10 protein-coding genes are annotated in these 14,063 nt (G+C 62.0%); 6 read left to right on the forward strand and 4 right to left on the reverse strand.

Features of this window, described 5'->3' with window-relative positions:
* Nucleotides 1-76 precede the first annotated feature (76 nt).
* The 6 genes from OW493_RS04970 to OW493_RS04995 all read left to right on the forward strand — a co-directional run bounded on the left by OW493_RS04970 (nt 77) and on the right by OW493_RS04995 (nt 9,034).
* The gene (locus tag OW493_RS04970; RefSeq protein WP_289863410.1) at nt 77-2,911 is read left to right on the forward strand and encodes a 2-oxoglutarate dehydrogenase E1 component; all 2,835 of its coding nucleotides are present in this window, start codon (nt 77-79) and stop codon (nt 2,909-2,911) included.
* Nucleotides 2,912-2,962: 51 nt separating this feature from the next.
* The gene (gene odhB, locus OW493_RS04975) at nt 2,963-4,513 is read left to right on the forward strand and encodes a 2-oxoglutarate dehydrogenase complex dihydrolipoyllysine-residue succinyltransferase (RefSeq protein ID WP_077379227.1); all 1,551 of its coding nucleotides are present in this window, start codon (nt 2,963-2,965) and stop codon (nt 4,511-4,513) included.
* 110 nt (nt 4,514-4,623) lie between these two features.
* Nucleotides 4,624-6,063: a dihydrolipoyl dehydrogenase gene (gene lpdA, locus OW493_RS04980; protein WP_077379229.1), complete on the forward strand. Its 1,440-nt coding sequence runs from the start codon at nt 4,624-4,626 to the stop codon at nt 6,061-6,063.
* A gap of 108 nt (nt 6,064-6,171) precedes the next feature.
* Nucleotides 6,172-7,338, forward strand: coding sequence for an ADP-forming succinate--CoA ligase subunit beta (gene sucC / locus OW493_RS04985; RefSeq protein WP_077379231.1), 1,167 nt, complete (start codon nt 6,172-6,174; stop codon nt 7,336-7,338).
* Nucleotides 7,338-8,210 (forward strand): succinate--CoA ligase subunit alpha, encoded by an 873-nt coding sequence (sucD, locus tag OW493_RS04990; RefSeq protein WP_065392579.1) that lies wholly within the window; start codon nt 7,338-7,340, stop codon nt 8,208-8,210. Before sucC ends, sucD begins: the two co-directional genes overlap by 1 nt.
* 281 nt (nt 8,211-8,491) lie before the next feature.
* Nucleotides 8,492-9,034: a DUF302 domain-containing protein gene (locus OW493_RS04995; RefSeq protein WP_289863411.1), complete on the forward strand. Its 543-nt coding sequence runs from the start codon at nt 8,492-8,494 to the stop codon at nt 9,032-9,034.
* Between the two features lie 198 nt (nt 9,035-9,232).
* On the opposite strand, the gene glpQ is transcribed toward OW493_RS04995, so the two are convergent.
* The 4 genes from glpQ to OW493_RS05015 form a co-directional block, all read right to left on the reverse strand.
* Entirely contained in the window at nt 9,233-10,378 is a 1,146-nt protein-coding gene (glpQ, locus tag OW493_RS05000; RefSeq protein ID WP_205632712.1) for a glycerophosphodiester phosphodiesterase, read from the reverse strand.
* A 142-nt stretch (nt 10,379-10,520) separates the two neighbouring features.
* A complete protein-coding gene (locus OW493_RS05005; protein ID WP_077379233.1) occupies nt 10,521-11,525 on the reverse strand; it encodes a lysylphosphatidylglycerol synthase transmembrane domain-containing protein in 1,005 nt (334 codons plus the stop codon).
* A 63-nt stretch (nt 11,526-11,588) separates the two neighbouring features.
* Nucleotides 11,589-12,404 carry a DUF2334 domain-containing protein gene (locus OW493_RS05010; protein WP_176493622.1) on the reverse strand — a complete coding sequence of 272 codons (816 nt, stop codon included), beginning with the start codon at nt 12,402-12,404 and terminating at the stop codon, nt 11,589-11,591.
* A complete protein-coding gene (locus OW493_RS05015) occupies nt 12,397-13,506 on the reverse strand; it encodes a glycosyltransferase family 1 protein (RefSeq protein WP_077379411.1) in 1,110 nt (369 codons plus the stop codon). Before OW493_RS05015 ends, OW493_RS05010 begins: the two co-directional genes overlap by 8 nt.
* Between the last annotated feature and the right edge of the window lie 557 nt (nt 13,507-14,063).

Genomic DNA, 14,063 nt, shown 5'->3' on the forward strand with positions numbered 1-14,063 from the left:
TACAGGGCATAATCGAGTGACGCCGACAGCGCTTGTCCGGCGCCTACCCCACCCCATCAGTCAGGGTGACCGAGAGATGCAAGAAGGCACAATGGAGTTGATGTGGCGCACTTCCCATATGAGCGGCGGGAATGTCCACTACGTAGAAGATCTCTACGAGCGTTATCTTGTCGACCCGAACGAGGTTCCCGACGAGTGGCGCAACTACTTTGATACTCTGCCGCGTCATGACGGCAGCCCCTCCCAGGATGTTCCGCTGACCCCGATCCGTGAGCAGTTCTACGAGATGGGTCGCAACAGTCGCCGCTCGGTGGCTGTCTCGGCGGGCGAGAGCAGCGAGAACAAGAAGCAGGTTCGTGTTCTTCAGCTGATCAACGCCTATCGCTTCCGTGGCCACCAGAAGGCGGACATCGATCCCCTCGGTCTGCGCAAGCCGGCACCGATTCCTGATCTTGAGCTTTCCTTCCACCAGCTGTCCTCCGCTGACATGGACGTCGAGTTCCAGACTGGCTCGCTGTTCCTCGGCAAGGACGTTGCACCGCTGAAGGAAATTCACGCCGCGCTGGAGCAGACCTACTGCCGCAGCATCGGCGCCGAGTTCATGCACATCGTCAATACGGAAGAGAAGCGCTGGCTGCAGCAGCGTTTCGAGTCCGTGCGTTCCAAGCCGAACTTCTCACGCGATGTCCGCCATCACGTGCTGGAACGTCTGACCGCCGCCGAAGGTCTCGAGAGCTACCTCGCCAGCAAGTACCCGGGGACCAAGCGCTTTGGTCTGGAAGGCGGCGAATCCTTCATTCCGATGATGGATGAGCTGATCCAGCGCAGTGGCAAGTACGGTACCAAGGAAGTCGTGATCGGCATGGCTCACCGTGGCCGCCTCAACCTGCTGGTCAATCTGCTGGGCAAGAGCCCGTCCGAGCTGATCGAGGAATTCGACGGCAAGAAGCAGATCGCCAAGGGCTCCGGTGACGTGAAGTACCACCAGGGCTTCAGCTCGAATGTCATGACACCGGGCGGCGAAGTCCACCTGGCACTGGCGTTCAACCCGTCGCACCTGGAGATCGTCTCTCCGGTGGTCGAGGGCTCGGTGCGTGCCCGTCAGGATCGTCGTGAAGACGCCGAGGGTGACAGCGTACTGCCGATTTCCATCCACGGTGACGCGGCATTCGCCGGTCAGGGCGTGGTGATGGAAACCTTCCAGATGTCGCAGACCCGTGCCTACAAGACGGGTGGTACCGTTCACGTCGTCATCAACAACCAGGTGGGCTTCACCACCTCGCGTGCCGATGACGCGCGTTCCACCGAATACTGCACCGACATCGCCAAGATGGTTCAGGCGCCGATCATCCACGTCAATGGTGACGACCCGGACGCCGTGCTGCACGCCGCCCAGGTCGCCATCGACTATCGCCAGCAGTTCAAGCGTGACGTGGTGATCGACCTCGTGTGCTACCGCAAGCGCGGTCACAACGAGGCGGACGAGCCGTCCGGCACCCAGCCGCTGATGTACGCCAAGATCAAGTCCCAGAAGACCGCTCGCGAGAAGTATGCGCAGCGTCTGGTCGAGGAAGGCGTGCTCAGCGAGGAAGAGACCCGGCAGCTGGTGGATCAGTACCGCGCGGATCTCGATGCCGGCAATCACGTCGCCAATGCCCTCGTGAAGCAGCCGAATACCGGTCTGTTCGTCGATTGGACGCCGTACCTGGGCCACGAGTGGACCGGCGATGCCGATACCTCGATGGACATGAAGCAGCTGCAGGCGCTCGCCAACAAGATGTGCGAAGTGCCGGACGGCGTCTCGGTCCAGCGTCAGGTCAACAAGATCTACGAAGACCGTCGCAAGATGGCCGCCGGCGGCATGCCGCTGAACTGGGGCTTCGCCGAGACGCTGGCCTACGCCACCCTGGTGGATGCCGACCATCCGGTACGCATCACTGGCCAGGACGTGGGTCGTGGCACCTTCTCCCACCGTCACGCGGTGGTGCACAACCAGAATGATGGCAATACCTACGTGCCGCTGCAGCACATCAAGGATGGTCAGGCGACCTTCACCATCCATGACTCCTACCTCTCCGAGGAAGCGGTGCTGGCCTTCGAATACGGCTACGCCACGACCATGCCGACGGCATTGGTGGTGTGGGAAGCCCAGTTCGGTGACTTCGCCAACGGTGCCCAGGTGGTGATGGACCAGTTCATCTCCTCCGGCGAGAGCAAGTGGGGCCGCCTGTGCGGTCTGACCATGCTGCTGCCGCACGGTTACGAAGGTCAGGGGCCGGAGCACAGCTCCGCGCGCCTCGAGCGCTATCTCCAGCTGTGTGCCGAGCACAACATGCAGGTGTGCATGCCGACCACGCCGGCGCAGATCTATCATCTGCTGCGTCGTCAGGTCATCCGCTCGCTGCGCAAGCCGCTGGTCGTGTTGTCGCCCAAGTCACTGCTGCGTCACAAGGAAGCGACTTCCACCCTCGACGAGCTGGCCGATGGCCGCTTCGAGATGGTGCTGGCCGACAAGGGCAATCTTGAAGCTTCCAAGGTCAAGCGCGTCGTGCTGTGTGCCGGCAAGGTCTATTACGACCTGGCAGGCTATCGCGCCGAGCAGGGCCGTGAAGACGTTGCCATCATCCGTGTCGAGCAGCTCTATCCCTTCCCGAAGGAAGAGCTCCAGGCCGCCATCGCCGACTACGAGAATCTCGAGCAGGTGATGTGGTGCCAGGAAGAGCCGCTCAACCAGGGTGCCTGGTATCAGAGTCAGCACCACATGCGTCAGGTCGCTGATCAGCATCATCAGGGCCTCGGCATGAGCCTGGCCTTCGCCGGACGCCCGGCCTCTGCGGCGCCTGCCGCGGGCTACATGTCCGTTCATAACGAACAGCAGCGCCAGCTGGTCGACGACGCCTTCAACAAGTAAAGGCCCGCGACCCGCAAGGGCACCGAGAGAGAATCGAGTTAAGGAACTCCAATGGCTATCGATATCAAAGCGCCGTCTTTTCCGGAATCCGTCGCCGAAGGCACAGTGGCGACCTGGCACAAGCAGCCCGGTGACAGCGTCGAGCGCGACGAGCTGATCGTCGAGATCGAGACTGACAAGGTGGTGCTGGAAGTGGTGGCACCGCAGAACGGCACCCTGGGCGAGATCAAGGTCCAGGAAGGCGAGACCTGCGAGTCCGAGCAGGTACTGGGTACCATCGGTGACGCAGACGCCGCATCTTCCGACGAGAAGAAGCAGGCGCCCGCTGAAGGCAAGGACGACGCCAAGGCCGAGAGCAAACCGGCCGCCGGTGGCGAAGGCGAGACGCTGGAAGTCAAGGCGCCGAGCTTCCCGGAATCCGTCGCGGAAGGCACTGTCGCCACCTGGCACAAGAAGGTCGGTGACGCCTGTGAGCGTGATGAGCTGATCGTCGAGATCGAGACTGACAAGGTCGTGCTGGAAGTCGTGGCTCCGGCAGATGGCGCCCTGAGCGAGATCAAGGTTCAGGAAGGCGAGACCTGCGAGACCGAAGCCGTGCTGGCACTGTTCAGCGCTGGTGCTTCCGGTGCCGCTGCTCCGGCCGCTGAGGAAAGCGACAGCAAGTCCGACGAAGGTCAGGACGAGAAGGTCGGTGACAAGATTCTCGCGCCGGCCGCTCGCAAGATGGTCGCCGAGCACGATCTGGACGTCAGCAAGCTGGTCGGTACCGGCAAGGGCGGTCGCGTGCTGAAGGAAGACGTGGCCAAGGCCGTCAAGGAAGGCACCGCAGCCAAGTCCGCTGCCAAGCCTGCTGCCGCACCGAAGGCCGCTGCACCGAAGGCCGCTCCGGCCTTCGAGGGCGAGCGTCCCGAGAAGCGCGTGCCGATGAGCCGCATGCGTCAGACCATCGCCAAGCGCCTGGTCAATGCCCAGCAGACCGCCGCCATGCTCACCACGTACAACGAAGTGGACATGAGTGCGGTGATGGAGCTGCGCAAGCAGTACAAGGACACCTTCCAGAAGGTGCACGACACCAAGCTCGGCTTCATGGGCTTCTTCGTCAAGGCGGCCACCGAAGCGCTCAAGCGCTTCCCGGACGTCAATGCCTCCATCGATGGCACCGACATCGTCTACCACGGTTACCAGGACATCGGCGTTGCCGTGTCGTCCGATCGTGGTCTGGTCGTGCCGGTCCTGCGTGATACCGACAGCATGAAGCTTGCTGATGTCGAAAAGACCATCGTCGACTTCGGTCAGCGCGCGCGCGCCGGCAAGCTGGGCATCGATGAGATGCAGGGCGGCACCTTCACCATCACCAACGGCGGCATCTTCGGTTCCCTGATGTCCACGCCGATCCTGAATCCGCCGCAGACCGCCATCCTGGGCATGCACAAGATCCAGGAGCGCCCGATGGCCGTGAACGGTCAGGTCGTCATCCGTCCGATGATGTATCTGGCGCTGTCCTACGACCACCGCATGATCGACGGCAAGGATGCAGTCCAGTTCCTCGTCGCCATCAAGGACCTGCTGGAAGATCCGGCTCGTTTCCTGCTCGACGTCTGAGACTGCAACGCCTCACGCCCGGGGCTTCCCCGGGCGTGTGCGGCCCCGATGGGTGACAGGTTGCCCATCGGGATGCCAATCCGAATCGAACTGCACCAACAGGAAGAGACATGGCCGATAAATTTGATGTAATCGTCATTGGCGCGGGCCCCGGTGGCTATGTGGCTGCCATCCGCGCGGCTCAGCTGGGTCTGAAGACTGCCTGCGTCGAGAAGTGGGTCAACAAGGAAGGCAAGACCGTCCACGGCGGCACCTGCCTGAACGTCGGCTGCATCCCGTCCAAGGCGCTGCTGGAAACCTCTCACAAGTTCGTCGAGGCACGTGACGAGTTCGCCGAGCTGGGCATCAAGGCCGATGGCGTCGAGATCGACGTGGCCAAGATGATCGAGCGCAAGGCGCAGATCGTGAAGAACCTGACCGGCGGCATTTCCGGTCTGTTCAAGGCCAATGGCGTGACCGCCCTGGAAGGTACCGGCAAGGTGCTGCCCAACAAGCAGGTCGAAGTCACCGGTCACGACGGCGAGAAGGCGACCTACGACGCCGAGAACATCGTCATCGCGTCCGGTTCCGTGCCGGTCGAGATTCCGCCGACGCCGCTGACCGAAGGTCTGATCGTCGATTCCACCGGCGCCCTCGAATTCACCGAGACGCCGAAGCGTCTGGGCGTCATCGGTGCCGGTGTCATCGGTCTCGAGCTGGGTAGCGTGTGGAGCCGTTGCGGTTCTGAAGTCACCGTGCTGGAAGCGGTTGACAGCTTCCTGCCGATGGTCGATGCCGCTGTCGCCAAGGAAGCCCAGAAGCTGCTCAAGAAGCAGGGTCTGGACATCAAGCTCGGCGCCCGTGTGACCGGTTCCGACATCAAGGACAGCGAAGTCGTCGTCAAGTACACCGACGCCAACGGCGAGCAGGAACAGACCTTCGACAAGGTCATCGTCGCGGTCGGCCGTCGTCCGTACACCCAGAGCCTGCTCGACAGCGATGTCGGCATCAATCTGGACGAGCGTGGCTTCATCCACGTTGATGACCAGTGCGCGACCAGCGTGCCGGGTGTCTACGCCATCGGTGACGTGGTACGTGGCCCGATGCTGGCCCACAAGGCCTCCGAAGAGGGCGTGATGGTTGCCGACATCATCGCCGGCCACAAGGCCGAGATGAACTACGACGCCATTCCGAGCATCATCTACACCTTCCCGGAAGTTGCTTGGGTCGGCAAGACCGAGCAGCAGGCCAAGGCCGAAGGCATTGAAGTCAAGACCGGCAGCTTCCCGTTCGCGGCAAGCGGTCGTGCCATGGCCAACAATGCCACTGAAGGTCTGGCCAAGATCATTGCCGACGCTGAGACTGATCGCGTCCTGGGTGTTCACATCATCGGCCAGCATGCCGGTGAGCTGATCGCTCAAGGCGTGACGGCCCTCGAGTTCGGCGCCAGCGCCGAAGACCTCGCGCTGATCTGCACGGCTCACCCGACACTGTCGGAAGCCGTACACGAAGCCGCGCTGGCCGTTGACGGGCATGCGATTCACATCGCAAACCGCAAGAAGCGCAAGTAAGCGTCCTTCCGAACAAGAGGCGCGTCGCCCCGGCCAGGCCGGGGCGAACGGTGGCAGCCGCATCTCGCGACTGCCGTTCGAGTCTAATGCAACCAATGGCATGACACGATGAACCTTCACGAGTATCAGGCAAAACAACTGTTTGCCGACTATGGCCTGCCGGTGTCCAAGGGCTTCGCCGTTGACACCCCGGAAGACGCTGCTGAAGCGTGCAAGAAGATTGGCGGCGACAAGTGGGTCGTCAAGGCACAGGTCCACGCAGGTGGCCGCGGCAAGGCCGGCGGCGTCAAGCTGGTCGAGAGCGCACAAGCCGCTTCCGACTTCGCTTCCCAGTGGCTGGGCAAGAACCTGGTGACCTACCAGACTGACGCGAATGGTCAGCCGGTCACCAAGATTCTCGTCGAGAACTGCACCGATATCGCCGAAGAACTGTACCTGGGTGCCGTCGTCGACCGTACCACTCGTCGCATCGTCTTCATGGCTTCCACCGAAGGCGGCGTGGAAATCGAGAAGGTTGCCGAAGAGACACCGGAAAAGATCCTGAAAGCCGAGATCGATCCGCTGGTCGGCGCTCAGCCGTACCAGGCGCGTGAACTGGCATTCAAGCTGGGTCTGAACCCGACCCAGATCAAGCAGTTCACCAAGATCTTCCTGGGTCTGGCGAAGATGTTCGCCGACAAGGATTTCGCGCTGCTGGAAATCAACCCGCTGGTCATCACCGACGAAGGCAACCTCCACTGCCTCGACGGCAAGATCAACATCGATGCCAACGCCGTCTACCGTCACCCGGACCTGCAGGCGATGCACGATCCGTCTCAGGAAGACGAGCGTGAAGCGCATGCTGCCAAGTTCGAACTGAACTACGTTGCCCTCGACGGCAACATCGGCTGCATGGTCAACGGCGCAGGCCTGGCGATGGGCACCATGGACATCGTCAACCTGTCTGGCGGCAAGCCGGCCAACTTCCTCGACGTGGGTGGCGGTGCTACCAAGGAACGCGTTGCAGAAGCGTTCAAGATCATCCTGTCCGACGACAACGTCAAGGCTGTTCTGGTGAACATCTTCGGCGGCATCGTGCGTTGCGACATGATCGCCGAAGGCATCATCGGTGCCGTCGAGCAGGTCGGTGTCAACGTGCCGGTCGTGGTGCGTCTGGAAGGCAACAACGCTGAACTCGGCGCCAAGAAGCTGGCCGAAAGCGGTCTGAACATCATCGCTGCTACCAGCCTGACTGACGCGGCGCAGCAGGTTGTCAAAGCTGCGGAGGGCAAGTAATGAGCATTTTGATCGACAAGAACACCAAGGTGATCTGCCAGGGCTTCACTGGCGGCCAGGGTACCTTCCACTCTGAACAAGCCATCGCCTACGGCACCAAGATGGTCGGTGGCGTGACGCCGGGCAAGGGTGGTCAGACTCACCTGGGCCTGCCGGTGTTCAACACCGTCGCGGAAGCCGTTGCCGAGACTGGCGCTGAAGCGTCCGTCATCTACGTGCCGGCACCGTTCTGCAAGGATTCCATCCTTGAAGCGGCCAATGCAGGCATCAAGCTGATCGTCTGCATCACCGAAGGCGTGCCGACTCTCGACATGCTGGAAGTCAAGGTCAAGTGCGACGAGCTGGGCGCGCGTCTGATCGGTCCGAACTGCCCGGGTGTCATCACTCCGGGTGAGTGCAAGATCGGCATCATGCCGGGTCACATCCACCAGCCGGGCAAGGTCGGTATCGTGTCTCGTTCAGGCACCCTGACCTATGAAGCCGTCAAGCAGACCACTGACCACGGTTTCGGTCAGTCCAGCTGTGTCGGTATCGGTGGCGACCCGATCCCGGGTTCCAACTTCATCGACATCCTCGAGCTGTTCGAGAAGGACCCGAAGACCGAAGCCATCGTCATGATCGGCGAGATCGGCGGTTCCGCTGAAGAAGAAGCGGCTGCCTACATCAAGGCGAACGTCACCAAGCCGGTCGTCTCCTACATCGCTGGTGTGACTGCGCCTCCGGGCAAGCGCATGGGCCATGCAGGCGCCATCATCTCCGGCGGCAAGGGTACTGCCGACGAGAAGTTCGCGGCTCTGGAAGAAGCTGGCGTCAAGACTGTGCGTTCACTCGCAGAGATCGGCGATGCCATCAAGGAAGTTACTGGCTGGTAAGCCTGTGATCTCCTGACAGCGCTCGGCGGCAACGCTGAGCGCATGTCACCGAAAGGGCAGACCCACCGGGTCTGCCCTTTTTTCATGTCTGTCATTTGGTGAGGGAGTCATTGTCGGGAGCGATATCTCATGAAAATGCGCATCACATCGCCTTCGCCACCCCAGACGGCAGGTGCGTTTGGATCAAGCAATTGCTAATCTGATGAGGTTCATTGGCACCTGACCAAGCGACACGTGCAGATGCCCCACGGCGAAACACGACTCACTGATGAGGATGTTCCATGCTCAAGACCTTCCCCGCTGTCACGCGTTCCGCCCGCCTGCTGGCGCTGCTGTCTCTGCCGTTGGTTACCGGCATTCCGCTGATGGCCAGTGCAGATTCCGGCGCCGCGGCAGCGTCCGCTCCTGAAGCCTCGGCGAGCATGCAGGTGCCTGCCAAGGGCATCGAGTCCGTGACCAGTCGTGAGGATGTCGCCACCGTCCAGACGCGTCTGGAGAAGGCGCTCGAGGCCAAGGGGCTGACGCTGTTCAGCGTCATCGAGCATGAGGCGGGTGCCGAGAAGGTGGGGATGGAGCTTCCTGCCACGCATACCGTCATCTTCGGCAACCCCAAGGTCGGTACCCTGTTGATGCAGTGCAATGGTTCGGCTGCGCTGGATCTCCCGCAGAAGATGCTGATCCGTGCCGTGGAAGGGGGCAGCGTGATCGAGTGGAATGATCCGCAGTATCTGGCCAATCGTCATGATCTGGATGACTGCAAGCTGCCGCTGGACAAGATCGGTGGGCTGCTCAAGGGCCTGGCGGCCGAGGCAGCGGGGCAATGAGACGTGAAGACGCCACGTTTCAGCGCTGATCCTCCCAGTCTGGACGACACTGACACGAGCACTGACATCAGACACTGACATCCGTTTCTGACATCCGTTTCTGACATCGCGCAGGACGAAAAAAGCCGGACTCCCTGAGGAGTCCGGCTTTTTCATGTGTCACCGCTCGCTTTTCTGTAAGCCGTCCTTCCGTGAGTCCTACAGGGCTTCGCCGTTGTGCTTGAGCCACTGTACCGCGCGGTCCGGGTAGTCCGTGAAGACGCCATCGACATCGGCGTCGACGAAGAACACGCGCAGCATGTCATCATAATCGCTGGCCCAGTCAGGGATGCGACCCTCATCAAGCCGGAAGGTATAGGGCATCACGATCAGGCCTGCCGCATGCGCTTCCTTGACCAGCGGCGTGACCTTGATGTCGTCCCGGGTCGAGCTGTCCTCGATCACCATCGGCTTCCACGGCCCGATGCCATCGGCATAGCCGGCAATCCGCTGCATGGCCCCATCCTGGTACATCCAGTCATAGCTGTAGGGCTCGAGCTTGCCATCCGAGCCCGGCTGGAAGGTCATGTCCCAACTGGTCTCGCCCATCAGCTGCACCAGTCGCAGGTCCATGCCCAGCTCGGGCTGCAGCGTGTCGTGGATGCGTTCGAGTCCATTGGGATCAAAGACCTGCACGATGGCATTGTCGTCATGGTCCACATAGCCGTACTGCTTGAGCGTCTCGAGGACGGCTCTGGAGATTTCCTTGCCCTCGGACTGATGGAACCAAGGGGCCTTGATCTCGACATACAGGCCGACATCACGGCCCGTGGAGTGATTCAGGCCCTGGATCATCTCGATCTCCTCGCTCAGCGTATGCAGACCGAAGTGGGACTTGCCCAGCGGGAAGCGCTCGGGGTAGTCCGTGACACGCTCGCCATCCTTGACGGTGAAGCCCTCGCTGAAGGCCAGCTTGCGCAGCTCATCCAGGGTGAAGTCGATGGCATAGTAGCGGCCATCCTCACGAGCGCGGTCCGGGAAGACATCGGCGACATTGGTCACGCGATCCAGAAAGCGATCATGCAGCACCACCAGCTGATCATCCTTGCTCATCACCACGTCCTGCTCAAGGAAGTCGGCACCCTGGGCATAGGCCATCGACTTGGCGGCCAGCGTGTGCTCGGGCAGGTAGCCCGAGGCACCACGGTGAGCCACGACGACCTTGTCGGTGCCATGGCCGGGGTCGATGCTGCGCAGCGTCGCGTCATCGGCGAGGGCAGTGGAGGCCGTGGTCACAAGCAATGCGCCCATCACGCCAAGACGCGTGAGTGAGCGGTGAGTCAGGAAATGAGGGGAGCCGGACATGTGGGATCACCTTGGATGTGGTTATTGTATGGACGTTCAACATCGAATCATTACCATAACAAACACTTATCCAAATGGCGATGAGCAATGGAAATGAATGATGATGCGCAGGAGCTGTCCGGCAGAGGTGGGTCGCTGGGGGTCAGGCCGAGGGCGAGCGACGATTGAGCAGGCGGGCCAGCATGCCGCGTCCCGCCATCACGAAGAACACCGGGGCACCGGCGATCAGGTAGAAATAGAAGGTGACGGCGCGCCAGATGACGACGGCGGCAGCGGCGGTGGAGGCACCGATGACAGGCCCCAGCAGTGCCGTGGACGAGAGTTCGGCACCGCCTGCACCACCGGGCAGCAGCGTCAGTTGCCCGGCGGCGAGCGAGAGCATCTGCACGATGAAGGTCCAGCTCCAGTCGATGTCGCGCCCAAGTCCCGCGACGGCCAGATAGAGGATGGAATAGCGCAAGAGCCAATGGGCGCAGCACAGCAGAAAGATCAGGCTCAACGTCAGGCGAGGCAGGGCGAGCGTCTCGATCAGTGCATGGCGGAAATGGATCAAGGCACGCGCCAGTCTGAGGCGCGAACGATGGCGTACCTTGAGCCAGCGCAGCAGGCGGCCACTGGCCTTGATCAATCGTCGATGATGCTTGCCGAGCGCCGCCAGCAGGCCGAAGCCGATGATCAGCAGCAGCGCCGGCACGGCCAGCATCCAGCCCAGGCGTAGATCGATGGTATGCGACAGTGCGTAGAGCCCGATGCTGGCGAGCGCCGAGAGAAAGAACAGCATGTCGGTCATCTGGTCGACGGCAAACACCGCCGAGGCGTGTGCCGGGCGTACCCCCTGACGTGCCAGCAGCCCCATCAGGGTGAGCGGGCCGCCACTGCCACCCGGCGTGGCGCTGATGGCGAACTCGGTGGCCATCACCATGCCCAGTGCACGCCGCTGTCCGAGGTGGCCGCCACGCCCGGCCAGCAGCAGGCGCAGGCGTCCAGCATTCAGGTTCCAGCACATCACGATCATGCCCAGCATCAGCGCGAAGGTCTCGAGGGGGAACTGGCGCAGCTGGCTCCCCAGCCCACTGCCGCCCAGCACCAGCGGCACGGCGATGACCAGCACCAGGCCGGCTCCCAGCATCCACAGGGCGCGATTCATGGTGGATTCTCGTGTTCAGGCGATGGGTGGAAGGGCATGGTGCCCAGGGCATGCTGCGGGAACTCAGGCAGCACTGTCGGCATTCCGTCGATCGGCGGTGAGCAGCCCCTTGTGTGTCAGCCAATCGAGCTTGGTCATCGGCAGGTAGCCATCATCCAGCAACCGTGTGACAAGTCGTGCCCAGTAGTCTCGCGAGCCCGTGTGGCGCATGTCGACCGGATGCAGTCCGAGGCGCAGGACATCGGCGTCACGCTCACGCGCCATCTTGCGTTCCGTGACCCAGCGGGACATGGCGCGCCGCGGCGCGGAGCGCGCGCTCCACACCAGTCCCGGAGCATCGATGGGGGTGAAGTCCGGCAGGCGATAGAGGTGCTGAGGGTCGCTGGTGTATTGGAAGTCCAATGCCTGCAGGGCGCGCCGTGTGCCGTCACTCATCAACCAGGCCGGTGCCACGAAGCCCGACAGCGGCCAGCCGAGCCGCTTGAACAGGGCAGCGCCTTCCTGAAGACGCCGTCTGGCTTCGCTCTCATCGAGGGGGTAGAACTCGCCTTCCCAGGTCAGTACGCGGCGCATCACGTAATCACGTGGCGTGCGGGGCGGCGGCGCATCATCGCAATGATGAAAACCATGCAGCGCCAGCTCATCGCCCTGCTGTCTGCGGGCCTCCAGCAGGGCAATGAACTCGGGAGCACTCTCGAGAGGGTTGCGATGGTGGAAGTCCGGCACCACCAGCCAGGTGATCGGGCAGGGATGGCCAAGTCGCTCCTGACACAGCTCATCCATCTGATTGACGAAGTCGCGATAGTCCTGCCAGGTCTCGGGAGCGATGTCGTGGAGGACCAGCAGGAAATGCTTTCTGGCGGCTGGAGACTCACCCATGTGTCACCTCTTCCAGTATCGGTTGCAGCTGAGTGCCGGTGACGGCGCGATAGTGATCGAGCAGTCCATCCACCACGCGGTCCCAGTCATGGTGCTTCTCCACATGACGACGCGCCTGGCGACCCAGGGCCGCCGGGTCATTGGCGAAGATGTCCTGAACGGCACGCGCCATGGCATGCGGTGCATGAGGATCACACAGCTGGCCACAGCCCAGCGGAACATTTTCCGCCAGCGCACCGGCGCGAGCGGCCACCACTGGCGTGCCGCAGGCCATGGCTTCCAGCACGACCAGACCGAAGGTCTCCTGTGTGCCGGCATGCAACAGCACATCGACGGAGGCGACCAGTCGTGCCACCTCCGCGCTGCTGCAGAAATGGCCGGTGACACTGACATTGTCCGGCAGGTGGCGAGGCATCCCGGAGCCGATCAACAGCAGATGGTAATTCGGGCCAAGCAGACGGGCGACTTCCAGCAGCTCGTCGAGATTCTTCTCGCGTGAACCGCGGCCGGCGAAGGCCAGCAGTCGCACGTGATCCGCCAGGCCAAGTTCACGTCTCAGGTCCTGATCCCGGCAATCGGGGTGGAAGGTGTTCAGATCGACGCCCAGTGGCTGGATGTGGACATTGCGTACCCCGAGTCGATCCAGTCGCCTCGCCATTACGTCACTGGGTGCCAGCACGCGATCGAAATGGCGATAGAGGCGCTGCACATAGCGATCGACATTGGCCCCCGACCACTCGCCGAGACGGTTGGTGATCAGACGTGGCAGATCCGAGTGATAGAAGCCGATCACCGGGACATCCAGCTTGCGGCCTGCATCCAATGCCGCCCAGGCGGTGACGTAGGGGTCACCCGCCTCGATCACGTCCGGCTGCAGTGCCAGCAGGGTGCTGACCCAGCCTCCACGCCTCAGCGGGAAGCGGTAGCCATTGCCGAAGGGTATCGGGGGTGCCGGGACGTGATAGAGGTCATCGCTGACACTGGAGGACTCTCCGGGAACCAGCAGGCTGTGACGAATGCCTGGTCGGCTTCGTAGGCGTCGTCGCTTGGCTTCCAGATAGGTTCTCACGCCGCCGCTGGACGGCGCATGAAACATCGTCATGTCTGCAACGTGGAGCATCTATTTGATTCCGTTGTGTTTTCTGGCAGACAGCGCCGAAAGGTCAATTCTTGTGCCCAGTCTGAGTCTGCTATTGATCTGGGGGGGAGAGGGGTGGGCTTCAAGTAGGCTTTTGGGAACGCGGAAGTCATGTTGCGCAACTGGCTCTGCTTTCCGGTCGCTGGCTACCCCCTGCACTCAAGAGTGAGACGCCAACCCTACGCCATGGATGGCGTGACCCATGTGACAGCGGCCGGAGGATTTTGTGCGATGCCAGCCGAGGAGGCGTCATGCTGGCCCAGCAGCGAATGCGTTTGCGGACACAACACGGTTGCGGCGTTGGTGAGCCGCGGTGCAGACAGAACGTGATGCGGGGGGAGTGATTCAGGGGAGTGATGCGGGTAGGGGACTCAGGGGACTGATGCGGGAAGGACGTGATACTGGAAGAAAGTGATCAAGGGAGATAGTGAAAAAGGGAGAGAGTGAAAAAGGGAGAGAGTGAAAAAGGGAGAAGCGACGGGACACCTGGCCATGCCATGGCAAAAAAAATCCCACCCGGG

The sequence above is a fragment of the Cobetia sp. 14N.309.X.WAT.E.A4 genome (assembly GCF_030397495.1).
GTDB classification, from domain to species: Bacteria; Pseudomonadota; Gammaproteobacteria; order Pseudomonadales; family Halomonadaceae; genus Cobetia; species Cobetia marina.

What these genes read in the sequence shown, in the direction of transcription:
- OW493_RS05010 (WP_176493622.1), bottom strand. Translation starts at nt 12,404, where the DNA reads ATGGGTGAGTCTCCAGCCGCCAGAAAGCATTTCCTGCTGGTCCTCCAC.
- lpdA (WP_077379229.1), top strand. Translation starts at nt 4,624, where the DNA reads ATGGCCGATAAATTTGATGTAATCGTCATTGGCGCGGGCCCCGGTGGC.
- OW493_RS04970 (WP_289863410.1), top strand. Translation starts at nt 77, where the DNA reads ATGCAAGAAGGCACAATGGAGTTGATGTGGCGCACTTCCCATATGAGC.
- odhB (WP_077379227.1), top strand. Translation starts at nt 2,963, where the DNA reads ATGGCTATCGATATCAAAGCGCCGTCTTTTCCGGAATCCGTCGCCGAA.
- glpQ (WP_205632712.1), bottom strand. Translation starts at nt 10,378, where the DNA reads ATGTCCGGCTCCCCTCATTTCCTGACTCACCGCTCACTCACGCGTCTT.
- sucD (WP_065392579.1), top strand. Translation starts at nt 7,338, where the DNA reads ATGAGCATTTTGATCGACAAGAACACCAAGGTGATCTGCCAGGGCTTC.
- OW493_RS05005 (WP_077379233.1), bottom strand. Translation starts at nt 11,525, where the DNA reads ATGAATCGCGCCCTGTGGATGCTGGGAGCCGGCCTGGTGCTGGTCATC.
- OW493_RS05015 (WP_077379411.1), bottom strand. Translation starts at nt 13,506, where the DNA reads ATGACGATGTTTCATGCGCCGTCCAGCGGCGGCGTGAGAACCTATCTG.
- OW493_RS04995 (WP_289863411.1), top strand. Translation starts at nt 8,492, where the DNA reads ATGCTCAAGACCTTCCCCGCTGTCACGCGTTCCGCCCGCCTGCTGGCG.
- sucC (WP_077379231.1), top strand. Translation starts at nt 6,172, where the DNA reads ATGAACCTTCACGAGTATCAGGCAAAACAACTGTTTGCCGACTATGGC.